This is a genomic window from Myxococcus eversor (genome assembly GCF_010894455.1).
In the GTDB taxonomy this organism is placed as follows: domain Bacteria; phylum Myxococcota; class Myxococcia; order Myxococcales; family Myxococcaceae; genus Myxococcus; species Myxococcus eversor.
Map to the genome: position 1 here is coordinate 242,795 of NZ_JAAIXY010000001.1, position 16,523 is coordinate 259,317.

Annotated in this window: 9 protein-coding genes; 3 read left to right on the forward strand and 6 right to left on the reverse strand. The window is 68.1% G+C overall.

All coding sequences use genetic code 11. The features are described from left to right. The first annotated feature begins 174 nt into the window (after nucleotides 1-174). Nucleotides 175-717 carry an AAA family ATPase gene (locus tag G4D83_RS00980; protein WP_163861513.1) on the forward strand — a complete coding sequence of 181 codons (543 nt, stop codon included), beginning with the start codon at nucleotides 175-177 and terminating at the stop codon, nucleotides 715-717. Between the two features lie 84 nt (nucleotides 718-801). On the opposite strand, the gene G4D83_RS00985 is transcribed toward G4D83_RS00980, so the two are convergent. Continuing rightward, nucleotides 802-1,386, reverse strand: a complete 585-nt coding sequence (locus G4D83_RS00985; protein ID WP_163861516.1) for a TetR/AcrR family transcriptional regulator — start codon at nucleotides 1,384-1,386, stop codon at nucleotides 802-804. 153 nt (nucleotides 1,387-1,539) lie between these two features. Between G4D83_RS00985 and G4D83_RS00990 the strand changes: the two genes are divergently transcribed. Continuing rightward, the gene (locus G4D83_RS00990) at nucleotides 1,540-2,457 is read left to right on the forward strand and encodes an SDR family NAD(P)-dependent oxidoreductase (protein WP_176434781.1); all 918 of its coding nucleotides are present in this window, start codon (nucleotides 1,540-1,542) and stop codon (nucleotides 2,455-2,457) included. 34 nt (nucleotides 2,458-2,491) lie between these two features. Here the strand turns inward: G4D83_RS00990 and G4D83_RS00995 are convergent, their stop codons facing one another. After that, nucleotides 2,492-5,500, reverse strand: coding sequence for a Vps62-related protein (locus G4D83_RS00995; protein WP_163861522.1), 3,009 nt, complete (start codon nucleotides 5,498-5,500; stop codon nucleotides 2,492-2,494). A 74-nt stretch (nucleotides 5,501-5,574) separates the two neighbouring features. Further along, nucleotides 5,575-6,969 carry an APC family permease gene (locus G4D83_RS01000; protein ID WP_163861525.1) on the reverse strand — a complete coding sequence of 465 codons (1,395 nt, stop codon included), beginning with the start codon at nucleotides 6,967-6,969 and terminating at the stop codon, nucleotides 5,575-5,577. A 198-nt stretch (nucleotides 6,970-7,167) separates the two neighbouring features. Between G4D83_RS01000 and G4D83_RS01005 the strand changes: the two genes are divergently transcribed. Continuing rightward, complete coding sequence (locus tag G4D83_RS01005) at nucleotides 7,168-8,853, forward strand: DUF4394 domain-containing protein (protein WP_163861528.1); 1,686 nt, start codon at nucleotides 7,168-7,170, stop codon at nucleotides 8,851-8,853. Between the two features lie 66 nt (nucleotides 8,854-8,919). On the opposite strand, the gene G4D83_RS01010 is transcribed toward G4D83_RS01005, so the two are convergent. The 3 genes from G4D83_RS01010 to G4D83_RS01020 form a co-directional block, all read right to left on the reverse strand. Continuing rightward, the gene (locus G4D83_RS01010) at nucleotides 8,920-9,642 is read right to left on the reverse strand and encodes a hypothetical protein (protein WP_163861530.1); all 723 of its coding nucleotides are present in this window, start codon (nucleotides 9,640-9,642) and stop codon (nucleotides 8,920-8,922) included. A 324-nt stretch (nucleotides 9,643-9,966) separates the two neighbouring features. Then, on the reverse strand, nucleotides 9,967-10,221 hold the full coding sequence (locus G4D83_RS01015) for a hypothetical protein (protein WP_163861533.1): 255 nt from the start codon (nucleotides 10,219-10,221) through the stop codon (nucleotides 9,967-9,969). A gap of 705 nt (nucleotides 10,222-10,926) precedes the next feature. Next, nucleotides 10,927-16,440, reverse strand: a complete 5,514-nt coding sequence (locus tag G4D83_RS01020) for an RHS repeat-associated core domain-containing protein (RefSeq protein ID WP_163861535.1) — start codon at nucleotides 16,438-16,440, stop codon at nucleotides 10,927-10,929. Nucleotides 16,441-16,523 lie beyond the last annotated feature (83 nt).

A 16,523-nucleotide genomic window follows, 5' to 3' on the forward strand; every position in this document is an offset into this window, starting at 1 on the left:
CGCACTGAGTGCCAGCAGGGCGACTGCCATCAAGACACACGAACGCAGCATTTGGGGCTCCCCTTCAGGAGAAGAAGCGCGAGACACCAGTGCCGGCCATGGCGTCTCTTGCACAGGGAACCCCGGGCCTCCATTTTCTGCGCACGGCTTCTTCCTCCTGCTAGAGCGTCAGGCATGCGAATCGCGGTATCCGGGACGCATCGCGCGGGGAAGTCCACCCTCATCGACGAGCTGTCCGAGCAGCTTCCCACCTATGTGACGGTGGATGAGCCGTACCACCAACTGGAAGAAGAGGGGCACGAGTTCCCGCAGCCCCCTTCGGTCGAGGACTTCGAGGCGCAGCTCGCGCGGTCCATCGCCAACCTGGAGGACGCTCCCCGCGACGTGTTGTTCGACCGCTGTCCGGTCGACTTCATCGGCTATCTGCTGGCCCATGAGGACAGCGACGCGTTCGACGTCGAGGCGTGGCTCCCGCGAGTGCGCGAAGCGGTCCAGGGGCTCGACCTCATTGTCCTGGTTGGGATTGAGCGCCCGGACCGCATCTCCTGCTCCGTCTCGGACGACAACGACCTGCGCGTGGCGGTCGACGAGAAGCTGAAGGAACTCCTCCTCGATGGGGCCTACGCCTTTGACGTGGAGGTGCTCGAGGTCGAGGGCTCTCTGAGCGCGCGTGCGAAGCAGGTGCTCGCGCATCTCTCTTCGTCACGTCGGGATTGAGCGCGTCGTGCGGGCCACAGCGGGCCGAGTCCCGACGGCTGCGAGTCCTCGTCCAGCCTGGGGCGCCGTGGAGAGTTGCCCAGGTCAATCCTCTCGCCGGGTGGGCGCTGACATTCCGCTCATCAGGATGCCCAGGTAGCGCTCGCTCGCGGCCCTGGGCTCTCCTCCGATGCGCACGGCATGCACGACGCCGCAGATCAGCCGACGGACGTCGTCGACGCCAACGTCCGTCCGGATGGCTCCCGCTCGGTGGGCACGGGCCAGCAGACGCTGGGTGGCCACGCCGAGTTCGGCCTTCAGCTTCGAAGTCTGCGGCAGCGCGTCCTCCTGCGTGCTGAGGACCTCCGCCAACCCCACGTCGGCCAGTTGCAGCTTCAGGACGGCCCGGAGGAAATGATGCAGTCCCTGGCGAGGCTCGCTCGCGGCCTCGGCTGCCCGTGCCTGCACGACGAGGGACTCGAGGTGCTCGTTCACCAGGGCCTCCAGGAGCGCCTGTCGGGTGGGGAAGTGGCGATACACCGTTCCCACCCCCACGCCCGCGGCCCGAGCCACCTGGTTCAACTGCAGGGACGCATCCCCCTGGGCCATCAGCTCCCGGGCGATGGCCAGCACGTGCTCCCGGTTGCGAGCGGCATCCACGCGCAGTGGCGGCTTCTCCTGCTTCTTCATGCGGCCATCCTAACGGCCAGGGAAACGGATTCTTTATCCGAATGGCTTGAAAATCCACCAGCCGCCCCGTATTCAATGGGCAGAAGTGGATGCCCCATCCGTTTCCATTCCGTGGAGCGGGCCTGGGCCGTCCTCCTACCTGGGAGCCGTCACGTGACTGGGCACACCGATGTTTCGCAAGCGCGTCGCCAGGAAGAAGGCGTCCCCAAGGATTCGGAGGCGGGCGAGCAGGTCGCGCTCGTCACGGGGGCCAATGCGGGCATCGGGTTGGCGCTCACGCGCAGCCTCCTGTCCACGGGCTGGCAGGTCATCGCGGTGAACCGCTCCGCCTTTCCCGAGGATGATGTCCTCCTGAAGGACGCTGTCGGCACGGGTCGACTGCGCGTCTACACGGCCGACCTGACGGACTTCGACGCGCTTCGCGCCGTGCTCGGTGAGCTCAAGGCGCGGGAGGCACGCATCGACGTGTTGTTCAACAACGCGGGCGGCAGCTTCCCGACGCTCGCGTTCTCCAAGCAGGGACGCGAGGTCCACTACGAACTGCAGACGGTGGCGCCGTACGTCCTGCTGATGGAGCTGCGAGAGCTGCTCCACCGGGGGGAGCTGAAGACGGTCATCAACACCTCCTCGGCCGTGTTCCTGCGGACGAAGGCCTTCGACCCGGGCGCGTTGGAGCGTCCCTCGAACTTCAAGATGCTCCTGGGCCCGTATTCGACGACCAAACTGGCGCTCTCGCTGTGGACGCGCGAGCTGGCGCCCCAGCTCGCCGCCGAGGGAATCCGACTCCTCAGCGTGGACCCGGGAGGCAACAACACACAGCGGGCCGGCAAGCCGTCGGGCCTCCCATTCTGGCTGCGGCCCATCGTGACGCTCTTCTTCCCGCCCCCCACGAAGGGCGCGTCGCTGCTGTACGACGCGGCCCTCGGGAATGCCAGACGGGAGCCACCGGGTGCCTACCTCGTCCAGGGGAAGGCGACCAGGCTGGGCTTCCAGACGCAGGGGCGCGCTGTCCTGGACCAGGTGCGAACCATCCATGCCCGGGAGTTCCCGGCCCAGCCTCCTCGGGCCTGAGGCTTCCGATTCTTGAGCACGCCCCGCCGTTCACCTACTCCATGCCCATCGCCTCCGGATTGGAGACGCCCTTCAGCATGGGCCCGCTGGGCCCGCCGTTGCGGATGCACTCATCCGAGTGTTGCGAGATGATGTTGTCACAGCCATCCGGGGGGTTGCCCCATTGGAGGGTGATGTCCATCCACCCTGGCCCGTTCGTCGAGGTATAGGTTCCCAGCGGCTGCCAGGGGATGATGACGGGGTTGACCCACCCGGGCCACGGCGTGCCTCGCCCTGTTTCGTCGCTCAGGACCTCGCCGTTGAAGAACGTCCTGTAGGGATGCGAGCCGCTGTCCGCATAGACGCCGTGCGAGCCAAAGGCCGCATAGGTCTCCGGGTGGAAGTTCAGCAGGCTCAGCGCCTTGTCTCCGAAGGAGAAGAGCTGCCCTTCGGCGTGCTGCGCCATGTAGACCTGCGTCGGTCGCCCCTCGACGAAGCGCACGGTGACATGCTCCCAGTCACCCACGTGGTTGCCGAAGGTCGAGAACCTCCCGATGCATTTATGCACGGCATTGTAGGTGCCGATGCAGACACGCTTGCCCCCGTTGTAGGGATAGAACATCCAGTAGACGACGTCGGTCGTCTGGGTCGGATTTCCGGCCTGCGTGCGAGGGATGATTTGCGCATACATCGGCACGTGGGTCGTCGGGTCCGGACGCTGGCCGGTCAGGAACGCGGGGTCTGTACAGGAGGCGCAGCCCAGTGGCTCCTTCGTCTCCAGGTAGTACCCGACAGGCTTCACGTTCGCGAGGAAGAACTCGGCGGATGACGGCCAGTAATACTCGTCCGGATGGAGCCAGACCATGGGCGCGTACTGGAGGACGGTGAGGTCATCGACTGGTGCGCCCTGGAGCTCGGGGTTGGCGAGGGCGCTCTTGTTGAGGGCCCAGAAAAGGCTGGCATTGGCGCCGCCATAACCCACCTGGCCCACCATGGAGGAGACGGTCAGGGTCCGGTGGTCGATGGGATTGGCCTGGAAGACAGTGCCGTCGCTATAGCCATGTGAGCCCTGGTCGTCCCAGAGCCAGGCGGGGCTGGCGGGCAGGACATATTCGCTGCGGACACATCGGACGAGCTGGGTGGAGGGCTTGTCATAGCCCAGGGTGGCCACCGAGCCGAGGCAGGTATAGCCAGGAGCGGGCTTGGGGTGCCAGAAGCTGGCATCGTGAGAGCCGCCGGTGTGTTTGTCATCCCAGACGAAGTCGTAGTCGATGGGAGGCGCCAGGAGGTCCCCCTCACCGGAGACGGCGAAGGTCATCCGAGCCGGTGTGCCGTGAGAGGGCAAGGCCACGTCGCCCAGGGAGTAGTAGCCCGGGAACTTGTCGAGCTTGGGACGCCAGACGGAGATGTCGTGGTTCGCTCCGGTGTTGTGGTCGTCGTAGACCCAATCGAAGGTGCTCACCGCCTGGACGGAGAGGCGCAGCGGATAGCGGAGCCGGGCCTTGTCGGACCGGAGCGTGAAATCGGCCGTCTCCCCGACCTGGGTCGTCGCGGCGACGAGCTTGTAGCCGCCGGGCTGGAGGTAACAGGCGATGTGCGCGCGTGAGCCGCCATTGGAGTTGTTCGCCTCCGCGAGCACGCGTCCGCTGGAGTCGAGGAGGTAGAGGTAGGGACCGACGATATCGGCTTCGAGGTCGAAGGTGACGATGTCGGGGGGGCCGGAGTACTCGACGAGGAACTGCCGGTTGGCGGTGCTGGTGGGGCTCTGACCACCAGAGGAGCGCCATTGTCCGGAGAGGATGTTGTTGTGACGGGAGGTGGTGGACTCGACGACGAGACTGGACGCCGTGGCGTTGAGGAGGTTGCCGGAGAGGTCCGTGTCCTGGGTGAGGACGATGCGTTGTCCTGAGAACCCCGAGTCCGCGTAGAGGGTGACCTGGAAGCCCTCGGGCACCTTGAGGGAGCGGACGGTGTCATTGCCCAAGGTCAGTTGGTTGATGTCATAGCGACCCGCGCGCAGCGCCTGACGGGCCCCCTTGAACTCGTGCTGGGAATAGAGGGTGACGGGGGCTTCCACCCGGATGCTGGAGGTCTGTCTGTCCCAGCCAGTGCCCGTCAGGATTGTGTCGGAAGTGACGGTGGTGAAGCTGCCGGAGAAGCCCGCGTGCTCATAGATTGTGACGGCCCAGCCTCGTGGAACATGGAGGGAGCTGATGGTGTCATTGCCGACGGTGAGCTTCTGCTGGTCGTACCAGCCGGGCTGGAGCGGCTGCGCGAAGGGCTCCGCACCGCCGGAGGGATAGACGCGCACGACAGGCGTCCACGTGGTGGGCGGATGGGCATAGAAGAGGGGAAGAGAGCCGCCGAGGGCGGGGTCGGCGCCGAGAGGAGCCATCCAGCCGCAGTAGCCACCGCCTGTGATGGAGACGACCTGGTCGACGAAGCTGTAGGACGCGGTGCCTCGCTGGCTGAAACCACTCGCCACGAAGGAGTTGGAAGCCACCTTGAACGGGGTGCCGCGCAAGTCGATGTTGGCCCTGCCGGAGTCACCCCAGTCGCAGGACATGGCGGTGGCGTAGGGCATGGTGGAGATGTTGGCCTGGCCATTGTGTGAGAGCGCGCCGGTGGACCTGGCGAACCGCTGGTCGGACGTGACGACCTTGAGTGTGACGGGGTCGATGCGCAGCCTGGAGAAGACGGTGCGGACGCTGGTGCCAGTCGCCGCGCCACCCGCGGTGTACTGGGCGAAGTTGGAGTGGAGGCCGTTCTCGGGGAGCGGGAGGTACTCGGTGGGGGTGCCCGCCATGTCATGGCACCAGGCTCTCCAGGGCCGAGCGGCGTCCCCCATGAAGTGCAGGATGTATTCACCGTCCATGGCCTGGGGCTGGGCGCTCTTGATCTCCTGACAGGACTGCTCCCTCAGGGGCGCGAGCCGTTGCTGGAGGACGGGCAGGCTCCCGTCCACCTCGATGCCTTCGCCCTGGCAACCCGTGAAGAGCGCGAGGAGTCCCCCGAGGAGCACTCCGTGCCACGCAGCGGACTTCAAAGAAAAACCCAGACGCATGTCGCCAACCCTTCGCTCGATTCAAGGAGCGGGCTGGAGACGGTGCGGGGCTTTCGGGTGTGATTCCCCGGGGATTAATCCGGCGCGGCGAAGACCGTGGCGCGCGCGTCCCTGCGCCTGCGCCAGTAGAGGAACACGGGCACGCCCGCGCCGAGCAGCAGCGTGCCCTTGAGCGCGTTGAGGGGATTGGAGGCCGTGGAGCCCACCACGACGTAGACCGCCGCCGCGATGAAGAGCAGGGGTGTGACGGGGTAACCCGGCACGCGATACGACACGCGAGGCACCTGTCCCTCGCGCTCCCGGGCCCGGTAGACGAAGAGCGTGGCGGCCGTGGCGCCGAAGACGAGCCAGTCGGCGAAGACGACGTAGTCGAGCAGCTCGCCGTAGGTCCCCGTGCCCGTGAGGAGGATGGCCCAGACCGCCTGGAAGACGATGGCCGCGGACGGTGTGTGGTAGCGCGGATGCAGCCGCGCCATCCACGGGAAGAACAGCCCATCCGCCGCCATCGCCTGATAGACGCGGGGCGACACGAGGATGACGAGGTTGAGGAACCCGAAGGTGGAGAGCGCCACACCCGCGGTGATGAACGTGCGGCCCGTGGGCCCCATCAGCAGCCCGAGCGCGTCCGCCGCGGGCGCGTTGCTCGCCGCCAGTCCCTCCGCTCCGAGCGTGCGCAGGTAGGTGAGGTTGGCGAGCAGATACACCGTCACCACGCCGATGACGCCCCAGAGGAGCGCGCGGGGCAGGTTGCGCTCCGGATTCACCAGCTCCTCGGCCACGAAGTTGGTCTGCTGCCAGCCGCCGTAGCTGAAGAGGACGGGGACGAGCGCGGCGCCAATGGCCAGCACGATGGAGTCCGGAGGCACTGGGGGCGTCGTGGTCCCCACCGAAGTCGAGGCCCCCGCGAGCAGCAGACCCGCGCCGATGAGCACCGCGAGCGCCACCAGCTTGAGCACCGTGAAGACGTTCTGCGTGAGCGCTCCGGGCCGCACGCCGAAGTAGTTGACCCCGGACAGCAGGATGATGGCGCCTACGGCGAGCGGAAACCGGTAGCCGTCAGAGAGGCCCGTCAGCGCCAGCGTGTAGTTGGCGAAGGTCACCGCCACCGCGGCGATGGCGCCGGTGGCGATCATCAGCAGCATTCCCCAGGCATTGAGGAAGGCGGGAAGCTCGCCAAAGGCATCGCGCAGGTAGACGTAGCTGCCGCCCGCCTTGGGGATTCGCTGGCCCAGCTCGCCGTAGATGAAGGCGCCGATGAGCGCCACGACACCGCCGAGCAGCCAGGCCCCCAGCGTGAGGGCGGGGGTGTGCACGCGCTGGGCGACGATGGCGGGGTTGAGGAAGATGCCCGAGCCGATGATGCCGCCGATGACGAGCATCACCCCCGAGAACAGGCCCACTCGACGCGCATAGCCTCCGCCCGACGCTCCTGACGGCGCTCCAGCTTCATGCTCGGCGGAAGGGCTCATGGCCCGAGCATAGACGGGAGGGTTCGGGGCCTGTTGAACTTCACGTCCTCGAAAGAATGGCCCATCCGCTTCTTCATCGCGGGTCGCGGGTTGGCTGCTGAACAGCGCGGAGCTCGTCGTCACAGGGGGGAAATCCGGTTCGTGGGGGGCCTGCGTACGGCCTCGGGAACGCAGTCCGTTGCCGCTCCAGGGGAGCCCATGACGCTTGTCAGTCCGCAGTACAGAGTCCTCGCCGTGCTCGCCACCGCGCTCCTGCTCACGGCTTGTAGTGACGACGATGACCCCACGCCGACTCCCGATGCGGGGATGGATGCCGGGACGGACGCTGGCTCGGATGCGGGGACGGACGCTGGGCCGGACCCGGTCATGGTGGGCGAGGTCATCGCGCTGACCGCATCCAATACGCTCGTGTCCTTCAATCGCGCGACGCCTGGCACCCTGGTGGGCTCTGTCGCCGTGACGGGCCTGAACCAGGGCGAGTCGCTGCTGGGCATCGACTACCGTCCCGCGGACTCAGGGTTGTATGGCCTCACCAGCGGGGGCCGAATCGTCACCCTGGCTCCAGACACCGGCGTCGCCACCGTGAAGTCCACGCTGTCCGCCATGACCGGGGACGACAATCCATTCACGGGCCTCGTTGGCACCGACTTCGCCGTGGACTTCAATCCCGTGGCGGACCGCCTGCGCGTGGTGAGCAACACGGGGCAGAACCTGCGCATCAACGTCGACACTGGCGCCACCATCACCGACGGTGCCATCAATGGTGGCAATTCCGGCGCGCAGGTCTCCGGTGCGGCGTACACCAACTCCTTCGCGGAGACCGCCACCACCCGCCTCTTCGTGCTGGATGCGGCAACCGACACCGTCTACCTCCAGGACCCGCCGAACAACGGCACGCTCTCTTCTCCGGCGGCGTTGGGCGTGGATGCCTCGGCGGTGAATGGCTACGACATCGATGCGCGCACCAACGTCGGCTATGCGGCGCTGACGGTCGACGGCACGCAGCGGCTGTATCGCATCACCCCGGCGAACACGACGACGGCGGCCACGGAGCTGGCGGCCATCGGCTCGACGGAGCCCATCAAGGGACTGGCGCTGAAGCAGGAGGTGGGGGCCGCGGTCTACGGCCTCACCGTCGACAACCAGCTCGTGCGCGCCGCTGTCTCCGCGCCCAACACCCTGACCGCGACGGTGGCGGTGACGGGCGTGCCAACGGGAGAGACGCTGCTCGGCATCGACCAGCGCCCGGCGGACCGGACGATGTATGCCCTGTCGTCCGCGGGGAGGCTCTACACGGTGGACACGCGGACGGGAGCGGTCACCGCGAAGTCCACCCTGGCCGCCGACCCCGCCGACCTCTCGGACCCCTTCACCGCCCTGTCGGGAGCCTCGTTCGTCATGGACTTCAATCCGGTGGCGGACCGTCTGCGCGTGGTGAGCGACACGGGGCAGAACCTGCGCATCAACGTGGACACGGGCGCGACGACCACGGACGGCGCCATCAACCGGACGCCGGCTGCCGTCGTCTTCGGCGCGGCGTATACGAACAGCGTCATGGGCGCGACGGCGACGACGTTGTTCGACCTGGAGCGCAACGACAACGTGCTGACCCAGCAGGTGCCCCCCAACAATGGCACGCTCGTCAACGTGGGCGCGCTGGGCGTGACGTTCGTCGGCGCGGCGGGGTTCGATATCGCTGGCGGTGACAACGGCCTGCCGCTGGTGGCGGGCCGCACGGCGGCCAGTGGGCCCTATGTGCTGTATCAGGTGAATCCGCTGACTGGCGCCGCGACGTTCTTCCCTCGCACCGCGACGACGGCGGAGCAGGCGGCCATCGGTGGACCTTCCGGCCCGGAGCTGCGAGACATCGCCGTCGTGTACTGACACAGGCGATTGAAGGACGTGCCCGGAGAAACGGGGCCCGGGCTCAGCTGCCGGGCCCCGTATTCATCAGCCGTCGAGGCCGACGAAGTAGTGGAACGTGTTGCCCGAGGCGCTGGTGATGTCCGAGCGGTAGGCGAAGTTGCTGCCGCTCTTCCAGTACCAGTAGTACTGGCCGGGGCCGATACCCTGGACGGCCTGCCCCTGGACGTTGATGACGATGTAGCCGTCAATCGAGCAGGCGGCGGTCCTGTGATAGTCCACGCTGCCCGACTGCGCATAGGCGCCGTTGCGGTGGTTCAGCAGGCACTGCTTCCAGTCGTAGGTGGCCGCGCAGAAGGTGTTGTGAAACCAGACCGGGTCGCATCCGGCGGAGGCACGCACCTCGCCCTCCTGGGTGGGGCCGTAGTGGGTGCCGGCGCTCACGGGCGACTGGACGACGAGCGGGACGACGGGACTGCTGGCCGTGAGCTGCTTGGCGCGCTCCTGCGCGGCCACGAGCGCCTCGGGCGCCGCCTGCTCACCGGTGAGCGCGCGCCAGGCGTCCACGGGGGACAGCTTGTCGATCTGCGCCGGAGGGTTCGGCGCGGTGCCGACTTCCATGACCATCAACTCGCCGGGGGCGCTCTCGAGGAACTGGACGACGTTGCCGTTGTCCCGCTCCACGCGAGCCAGCAGCCGCGCGGAGGTGGACTCGTCGGACGGAGTCTCCGCCACCGGCTCGGTGGTCTCCACACCGCAGCCCACCATCGTGAACAGCACCACTCCCATCACCGCATTCTTGAGCTTCATGGCGAACTCCATCGAGCAGCGTACCCAGACGCAGCTTCCGTTGAGAGGTGAGGCGCGAGTGCTTCCACCCAGTCCGCCGAGTGGCGCGGTGTGTGGAGCAGCGTCGCGACAGAACGGATTGCAACGCTGGGGCCAGCCAGCGAGCGTGGAGTCCTGAGAGGGACGCGTGTGGCGCGACGATGGAGGGGCCCGCCGTGGGTTGCCGACCCTGGCAATCCTTGCCGGCAGGAGGTGCCACGACAGGGGCCAGACCTCGTGCCTTTCCCTGTCGTGGCCCCTTCGAGACGCCCGAGCAGCCTGGCGGGCGCCGTACCGGAATTCGCGCTACCGCGGTGCCAGACTGCCTCCTACGCAGATGGCCAGGCAGTTACGACACTGGGGGGCGTACCAGCCGATCTCCTCACAGAGGTCGTCGCAGTAGACACAGTCCGGAGGTGGGGCCTGGGCCGTGACGTCGCCCGTGGAGGACTCGGGCGTGGTTGGGGCCGGCGTGACGTCTTCCTCTGGCATGGCGCCACCGCAACCCATCAGCAGGCCTGTGGCTACCGCGATTCCCGGCAGGTTTCGCAATAGATTCATGACCTGTGCCTCCTTGTGGATCCCCGCGACCATCGCGAGTCATGTGCCGGTGATTCGATGCCAAGGATAGGCGATGGATGCATGCGGCAGATAGGGAGGCGCCACTTTCTTGGTGGATGCCGTTGGTCTGGTGGGGCCGTCGTCGCCGAATGGGCGGGAGGCGACGACCAGGAACTCGTCGAGATGAGGTCTTCATGGTGAGTCTGTGGGGCGCGTTGAGTGTGTTTGCGGGAGCCAATGCCCTGGGTGGGGCACTGGCGGGTGCGGAAATGGCCGGGGGCAGCGGTGCCCGGCTCGGGTTGAGGGGGGCCTGGGGCTCTGTCTGGGTGTGTTGTCCATGGCAGCCATCAGGACGGCGGGAGCGCGTGTCTTTCGAACCCTTCCGCCCGAAGACACGTCCGTGCGAGCTCCGGTCCGGCTGCGCCTCATCTATGCGGCGGCGTTCGAGTGGTCCCTCGTCGCCAGTCCGGTCCTGAGCCAATGGGGCGCGGCGAGCATCATCCGCTTCGTCCTTCCCTAGGACGGGTTGGGTGTGCGTCCGCTCAGTGGGCACGCCGCCGTCCTCGGGCACGGTCTTTGGTACCGAGGACGGCACGGTGCCGAAGAGGTGACCTGACGCGAGGCGTGCGGCAAGGTCGCCTGGAACGCGAAAGAGGGCCGGTGGACGACCCGGCCCTCTTCCTCACTGGCTCACGGCGGGTGTCGCTACTTGTTGTCCTCGTAGAACTTCTTCAGCTCCTCCTCCGCGCTCTCCAGGTTCTCCGACGCCTTGTCGATCTTCTTCTGGAGGGCCTGGTCCTCGGCGGCCAGCTCCCTGATGCGCTGGTGGACTTCGTCCATGCGCGCCTCGTCCGGGTGGGACTGGCTCGCCTCTTCGAGGTAGCTCCCCAGCTCATGATGCAGGTTGGCCTGCTGCTGCTCCATCTCCTGGATGGCTTCCCGGATGAAGCGGGCCCGCGACTGGGCCAGCGGCTCGCTGAAGAGGGGGTTGGAGCCGTTGATGCACCCGCCGATGAACTTCACGACCTTGAGGGCGGAGTTGCCCTTGCGGAGGGTGGACACCACCGGGTTGTTCAGGAACCGCTTGCCCAGGTCGTACCCGGCCTTCACGCCCGAGACGACCTTGGGTCCACCGACGCGCACGCCCGCGGCGATGGCGATGGGCGCGCCGACACTCACCCCATTGCCGACGGCGTCCCCGTGGGTCAACGGCTTCTCCTCGGTGCCCGTCGGGTCCACCAGGTCCAGCGGACGGTTGCTCACGTAGCTGTAGAGGTTGCACTCCACGGGACTGGCGCGGCACTTCTCCAGGTCCTCGAGGAACAGCGGGTCCGGCGTCGTGAAGCGGTTGATGCGAGCGTCGTAGTCGCGAACGCCCATGCGCACGAAGCCCAGGTCCGCGTCATAGGCCTTCTCCACGTAGTCCAGCGCCGCCGCGCCCGTGGGGTGCGTCGCCCGGTCTCCGAAGGGAGAAGCAATCCTCGGCGTGCCGTCCGCGTCCGCCATCACCGTGCCCCGGCGGTCGGTGGACAACAGCCGGAAGGTGCCGTTCTGGAGCGCCCCCACCAGCTGCGAGTCCACGCGCACCGGCTGGGTGATGCCCGCGCCGTCCAGGTACGCCCCGCCCTCCAGGTAGGCCGCCAGCGGCGTCCCCGAGCCATCGCGCTTCAGCAGGCGCTCGCCATCCTCGTCGTACAAGAAGCTCCAGGACTGCGTGCCCTTGGTCGCGGTGGCCACCTGGCCGTCCGGCCCGTACGTGAGGCTCAGGTCATCCCTGCCCACCGTGCGGCCCAGTCCGTCCATCGTGTACGTCACGCCCCCGGCGACCAGCGTATTGGCGCCCGTGACGAGGTTGCGCGTGCCCGACGCGTCGGAGATGTGCGTGGACAACCCCATCGCGTCGAAGCCGTAGTCATACACATGCTGCGCGTCCTGCGCGGAGGACAGGAAGCCCTGGGGTGAATAGCCATACTGGCGCACGAGCGTCGTGCCGCCCAAGCCCATCACCTCGCTGCCGGTGAGCCCCCGCGCATTCAGCTTCCAGGCGATACCGGAAGTCCACGCGGGCGTCGTGTGCATGAGGGTGGTGCGCTGCCGGGTGAGGGCGTCGTAGCCCATCTCCACGGACGTCCCACCGCCGAAGTCCACCTTCGCCGTCTGGCCCAGGCCGTTGTACTGGACGCTCGCCCAGGGCTGGCCGTTGCGCGTCAGCGCGCTCATCCGTCCCCAGGCATCCCAGGAGTAGCCGAGCGTCGTCGTGGAGAGGACCGCGCCCCCCGCGTCCTTCACGCGAGTGACTTCCTGGCTCACCTCTCCGCTCTCCGCATACGTCAGCTCGCTCTCCACCGTGCGCCAGCCGCTCAACTGGAGTGTCGACTTCGACAGCGTGCCGTCCGTGCGGTACTCCATCCGCTTCGTGTACCCGTCTCCCGACGTGGCGGTGAGCAGGCCCGGAACGCTCGTGTTGGCGGGCGCGGCGGGTGAGGCGCCGTCGTAGTAGAGCTGGTACGACTTCACTCCGCCCGTGGCGCTCGTGTGGGTGATGCCGGTGCGGCGGCCGATGCCGTCGTACTGGTAGCTCTCGCCGCGGACCAGTGTGTTGCCCGGCGTGCGGAACTGCTTGGCGGACACCAGCCACGTCCCGGGGGCGTACTGGAAGTCCACGTTCGCCACGCCGTCGCGCTCCATGCGGTTGACGCGGCCATAGGCGTCATAGGCCAGGCGGTGTCCCTGGCTGTCCGGCATCGTCACGCTCCGCAGGCGTCCCAGCGAGTCGTAGGTGTACGAGTACGCGAAGCCCAGCTCGTCCTCGTACCGCGTCATCCGCTTCGCCGCGTCCAGGAACTGGCGACGCGTCTGCATGCCGTTCTCCTGCGTCTCGACGACGAGCCGTCCGCCCTCCAGGGCCCAGGACGTCGCCAGGGCCTGCTGGACGTCGGCGTGGTGGCGCAGCACCTTCTCCACGTCGTAGCCGAAGACGGCGGTGCGCACGCTCGACGTCTGCTCGATTCCGCCCAGCAGCGTCGCGTAGTCCAGGGCCGCCATGTCCGTGTTGGCCGGCAGGTTCGGACGCACGTAGCGCGTCTTCTCCCGCTGCTGGCGGCTGTGCAGCGTCAGCCCATCCACCACCCAGCCCTCGGGGATGAGGCGCGTTTTGGCCACGTCCTCGCCGGCCGCGGTGGAGTACTCCTCCGTGTAGCGCCGGGCGTTGCTGCCCGCGTCCACCAGCGCCGTCGCGGCGATGCCCGCGGGCCGCGTGGCCGTGGCGAACCGGTAGCTGAGCGTCTCGTTGGGATTCACCTCGCTCGCGACACCGAGCGAGTCCCACCGCTTCGCCAGCCGCTCCATCCCGTCGTAGCGGAAGCGCTCCACGTGGGTGCTCGCCCCGCGCCGCGTGGTCAACGTCAAGAGGCCGTCGTGCAGCGGGTGACGCTCGGTGACTTCCAGCGCGACGCCGTCAGGCTGAATGACCTTGGAGAGCAGCAGGCGACCCGGAGCGTAGTCGAACGTCGTGGTGCCCCGGCCGGGCTCGCTCACCGTCTTCACGGTGTAGTCGGCCGCGTAGCTCACCGTCTGGAGCGGCATGGCGCCTTGCGGTCCTTGCGCCACCACGCTCTGCACCAGTCCCACGGAGTTGCGGGTGATGACGCCCTGGTAGGAGAAGTCCAGCGCGGGCTGCGGGTGCGTGCCCGCGTACGTCACGTTGGAGGGCAGGCAGTGCAGGTGCTTGACGAGCGCCGGCAGGCTGGCGCGTCCCAGCGTGGTGGTGAGCGTGCCCCACGGGGTGGCGCGCACCTGTTGCTGCGGGCACACGCCGTCGAAGGCCACCGTCTTCGTCGACTCGGTGAGCGTCAGCGCCGGCAGGCTCGCGTCGCGGAAGCCCTGTCCCTCCTCCTTCAGGCGCTTGAACGTGAGGCCCTGGTGCGTGGCGTCCTCGTACTCGCGGAAGGACACCTCGCGGACCTGGGGCGTGAGCGCGTCCGTGCGCGTGTCGGAGAGCAGCAGGCCGGCGAAGTCGTCTCCGTTGAGGAAGTTGACCGCGTGGCTCTCTTGCGGCGCGGTGCGCACGACGCTGTCGAAGCCGACGAGGAAACCGCCCTGCGAGTGGTAGTTGGCCCCGAAGTACTGGTAGCCGTAGGTGACGGTGTCGTAGCCCGAGGACGCCGACGTCAGCGACGCGAGCACCGGCTGCCGGAAGCGGGCCCCGGGTGCCGCGGGCAGGCGGGTATAGGTGAAGCCCAGCACGGTGCCCTTGCCGTCGTCCGCGGACTTGAGCAGCCCCGTCTCGGGTCCGTCCAGGGAGGTGCTGTAGGCATCCGAGCCCTTCGTCACGGTGAGGCTGGTGTTGCCGCTGCCCGCGAAGTCGCCCTGAGTCAATGCGCTCGTCGTCCCGTTGAAGAAGGTGAGCGCGGGGACGGTGACCTCGCGGAACTCGCTGCCGTTGTTGACGAAGAGCAGGGCGAGGCCCGGCTTCGACAACAGCACGTCCGACAGGCCGTCGCGATTCACGTCGACGAACATGGCGGAGTAGGTGGCGAGCTGCGCCAGGCTGACGCCCGTCTTCGTCAGCACGGGGAACAGCTTGCTGGAGGCGGAGTCGAACGCGAACCTGCCGGTGCCCGGCCACACGTGCAGGCCGTTGGAGAGGCGCGCGACGATGTCCGGGATGCTGTCGCCGTTCATGTCATGGACCCACGTCGCCGTCGCGGACACGCTGGGCGTCAGCGTCCCGGTGACGGCGGCGCCGAAGCTGGTGCCGGGCGCCGCGCCGCTGGTGTTGGGACGCACCTGGAATCCGCCTGGGACGACGCGGATGAAGTCCGGCTGCTGGTCGCTGTCCAGGTCCACGAAGCGGGTGTGCGGGCCCAACTGCCACGCTCCCGTCAGGGACTGCTGGGACAGCAGCGTGCCCGCGCGGTCGCACACGCGGATGTCCGTGTTGGAGCCGCCGGGGTTGGTGATGGCCACGACCTCGGGCTTGAGCTGGTTGGGGCGCAGGCGCGCCAGCAGCCGGGGCTCGTTGCTCACGTTGGCGGTGGGACGGCACACCGACTGCGTGCCGGCGTTGGCTGGAGGCAGGGCCTCGGCGCGGAAGCCCGAGTCCTCCTGGACGTAGAGCATCTGCGCCTGGGCATGCTCGAAGTCGAGCCGGCCGTCCTCGTCCTCGTCCAGCAGCGTGGCGCGCCAGGGTTGGATGGCGTCCTGTCCCGCGGCGGCGAGCGTCGCGTCCAGCTTCGTCACCCGGGTGAAGCTGGCGGCGGCGAGCGCCTCCGCCGACGCGTGGTACGTGTACCGGGCCGTGGGCGCCACCGTCACGTTGGGCGCCGTGCCGTAGGTCTGGTCCACCTGGGCCAGGTAGAAGGCCACGCCCTCCACGGGCTCGGTGAAGGTGAGCAGGTACTGCCACCGCGCCTCGAAGAGGCCCGTGCTCGCGTTCTTCGCCTTCACCGACACGGAGGACACGCGCCGGTCCAACCGCAGCTTCTTGCTGGAGCGGAAGTCATCCACCGGCTTCGCCAGCGTCGCGTAGCCCACGTCCACCTGGTACTGGAAGTCATTGCCGGTGCCGCCGTACTGCACCGTCGTCAGGAAGAGGCGGCCCGTCGCATTGGCCTCATAGGTGAAGCGCGTCTTGCGGCCCGTGGCGCTCACCACCTCGCGCAGGGACCAGGAGTAGATGCCCTTGGCCGTGCTCACCTGCGCGCCGTCGCCAAAGGTCCACACGCTGCCGTCGGGGTGGTACGCGGTGAGGGCCGTGGCGGACTGCTCCACGCGCACGGCGGGGGTCAGGTCCGCCGGATACCAGGCGCCGTCGGCGCCGCGCACGAGCCGGCCCCAGGGACTGGAGAGGTCGTCCGTCGCGTAATCCAGGTCGCCCCGGACGCGCCAGCGGCGGATTTCCAGCTTGGTCTGCCAGCCGTGCCCCCACTCGGACTGGCCCGCGTCGGAGGAGTAGGTGGGGAAGGGCGAGCCGAGCACCTCGCCCCTGTCCTTGGGGAGGGTGAAGGGGGAGGCCAGCGCGAAGCCGCCGCGCGCCACGTCGGCCGCGCCGAAGGCCGTCTGCGCGTAGGTGCCGATGAGCGAGCCTCGCTGAGGCGCTGCGAGCTGGGGAGGTTGAATCTTGGCGTCCGTGAAGCCAGCGGGCTGCGCGAGCGCGAGGGGAGAGACGAGCAGGGCGGTGCCGCCCAGCATCCGTCGGAAGAGGGAAAGATGTTTCATGGTCCTACCTGATGGGTGAAGTGCTGACGACAGTGGTACTGCGAGACGACAGGGCGGCGGAGCGCGGGGCGTTCCCCACGTCG

Coding starts and splice junctions, on each gene's coding strand:
- G4D83_RS00980 (WP_163861513.1), top strand. CDS start 175: ATGCGAATCGCGGTATCCGGGACGCATCGCGCGGGGAAGTCCACCCTC.
- G4D83_RS00985 (WP_163861516.1), bottom strand. CDS start 1,386: ATGAAGAAGCAGGAGAAGCCGCCACTGCGCGTGGATGCCGCTCGCAAC.
- G4D83_RS00995 (WP_163861522.1), bottom strand. CDS start 5,500: ATGCGTCTGGGTTTTTCTTTGAAGTCCGCTGCGTGGCACGGAGTGCTC.
- G4D83_RS01000 (WP_163861525.1), bottom strand. CDS start 6,969: ATGAGCCCTTCCGCCGAGCATGAAGCTGGAGCGCCGTCAGGAGCGTCG.
- G4D83_RS01005 (WP_163861528.1), top strand. CDS start 7,168: ATGACGCTTGTCAGTCCGCAGTACAGAGTCCTCGCCGTGCTCGCCACC.
- G4D83_RS01010 (WP_163861530.1), bottom strand. CDS start 9,642: ATGAAGCTCAAGAATGCGGTGATGGGAGTGGTGCTGTTCACGATGGTG.
- G4D83_RS01015 (WP_163861533.1), bottom strand. CDS start 10,221: ATGAATCTATTGCGAAACCTGCCGGGAATCGCGGTAGCCACAGGCCTG.
- G4D83_RS01020 (WP_163861535.1), bottom strand. CDS start 16,440: ATGAAACATCTTTCCCTCTTCCGACGGATGCTGGGCGGCACCGCCCTG.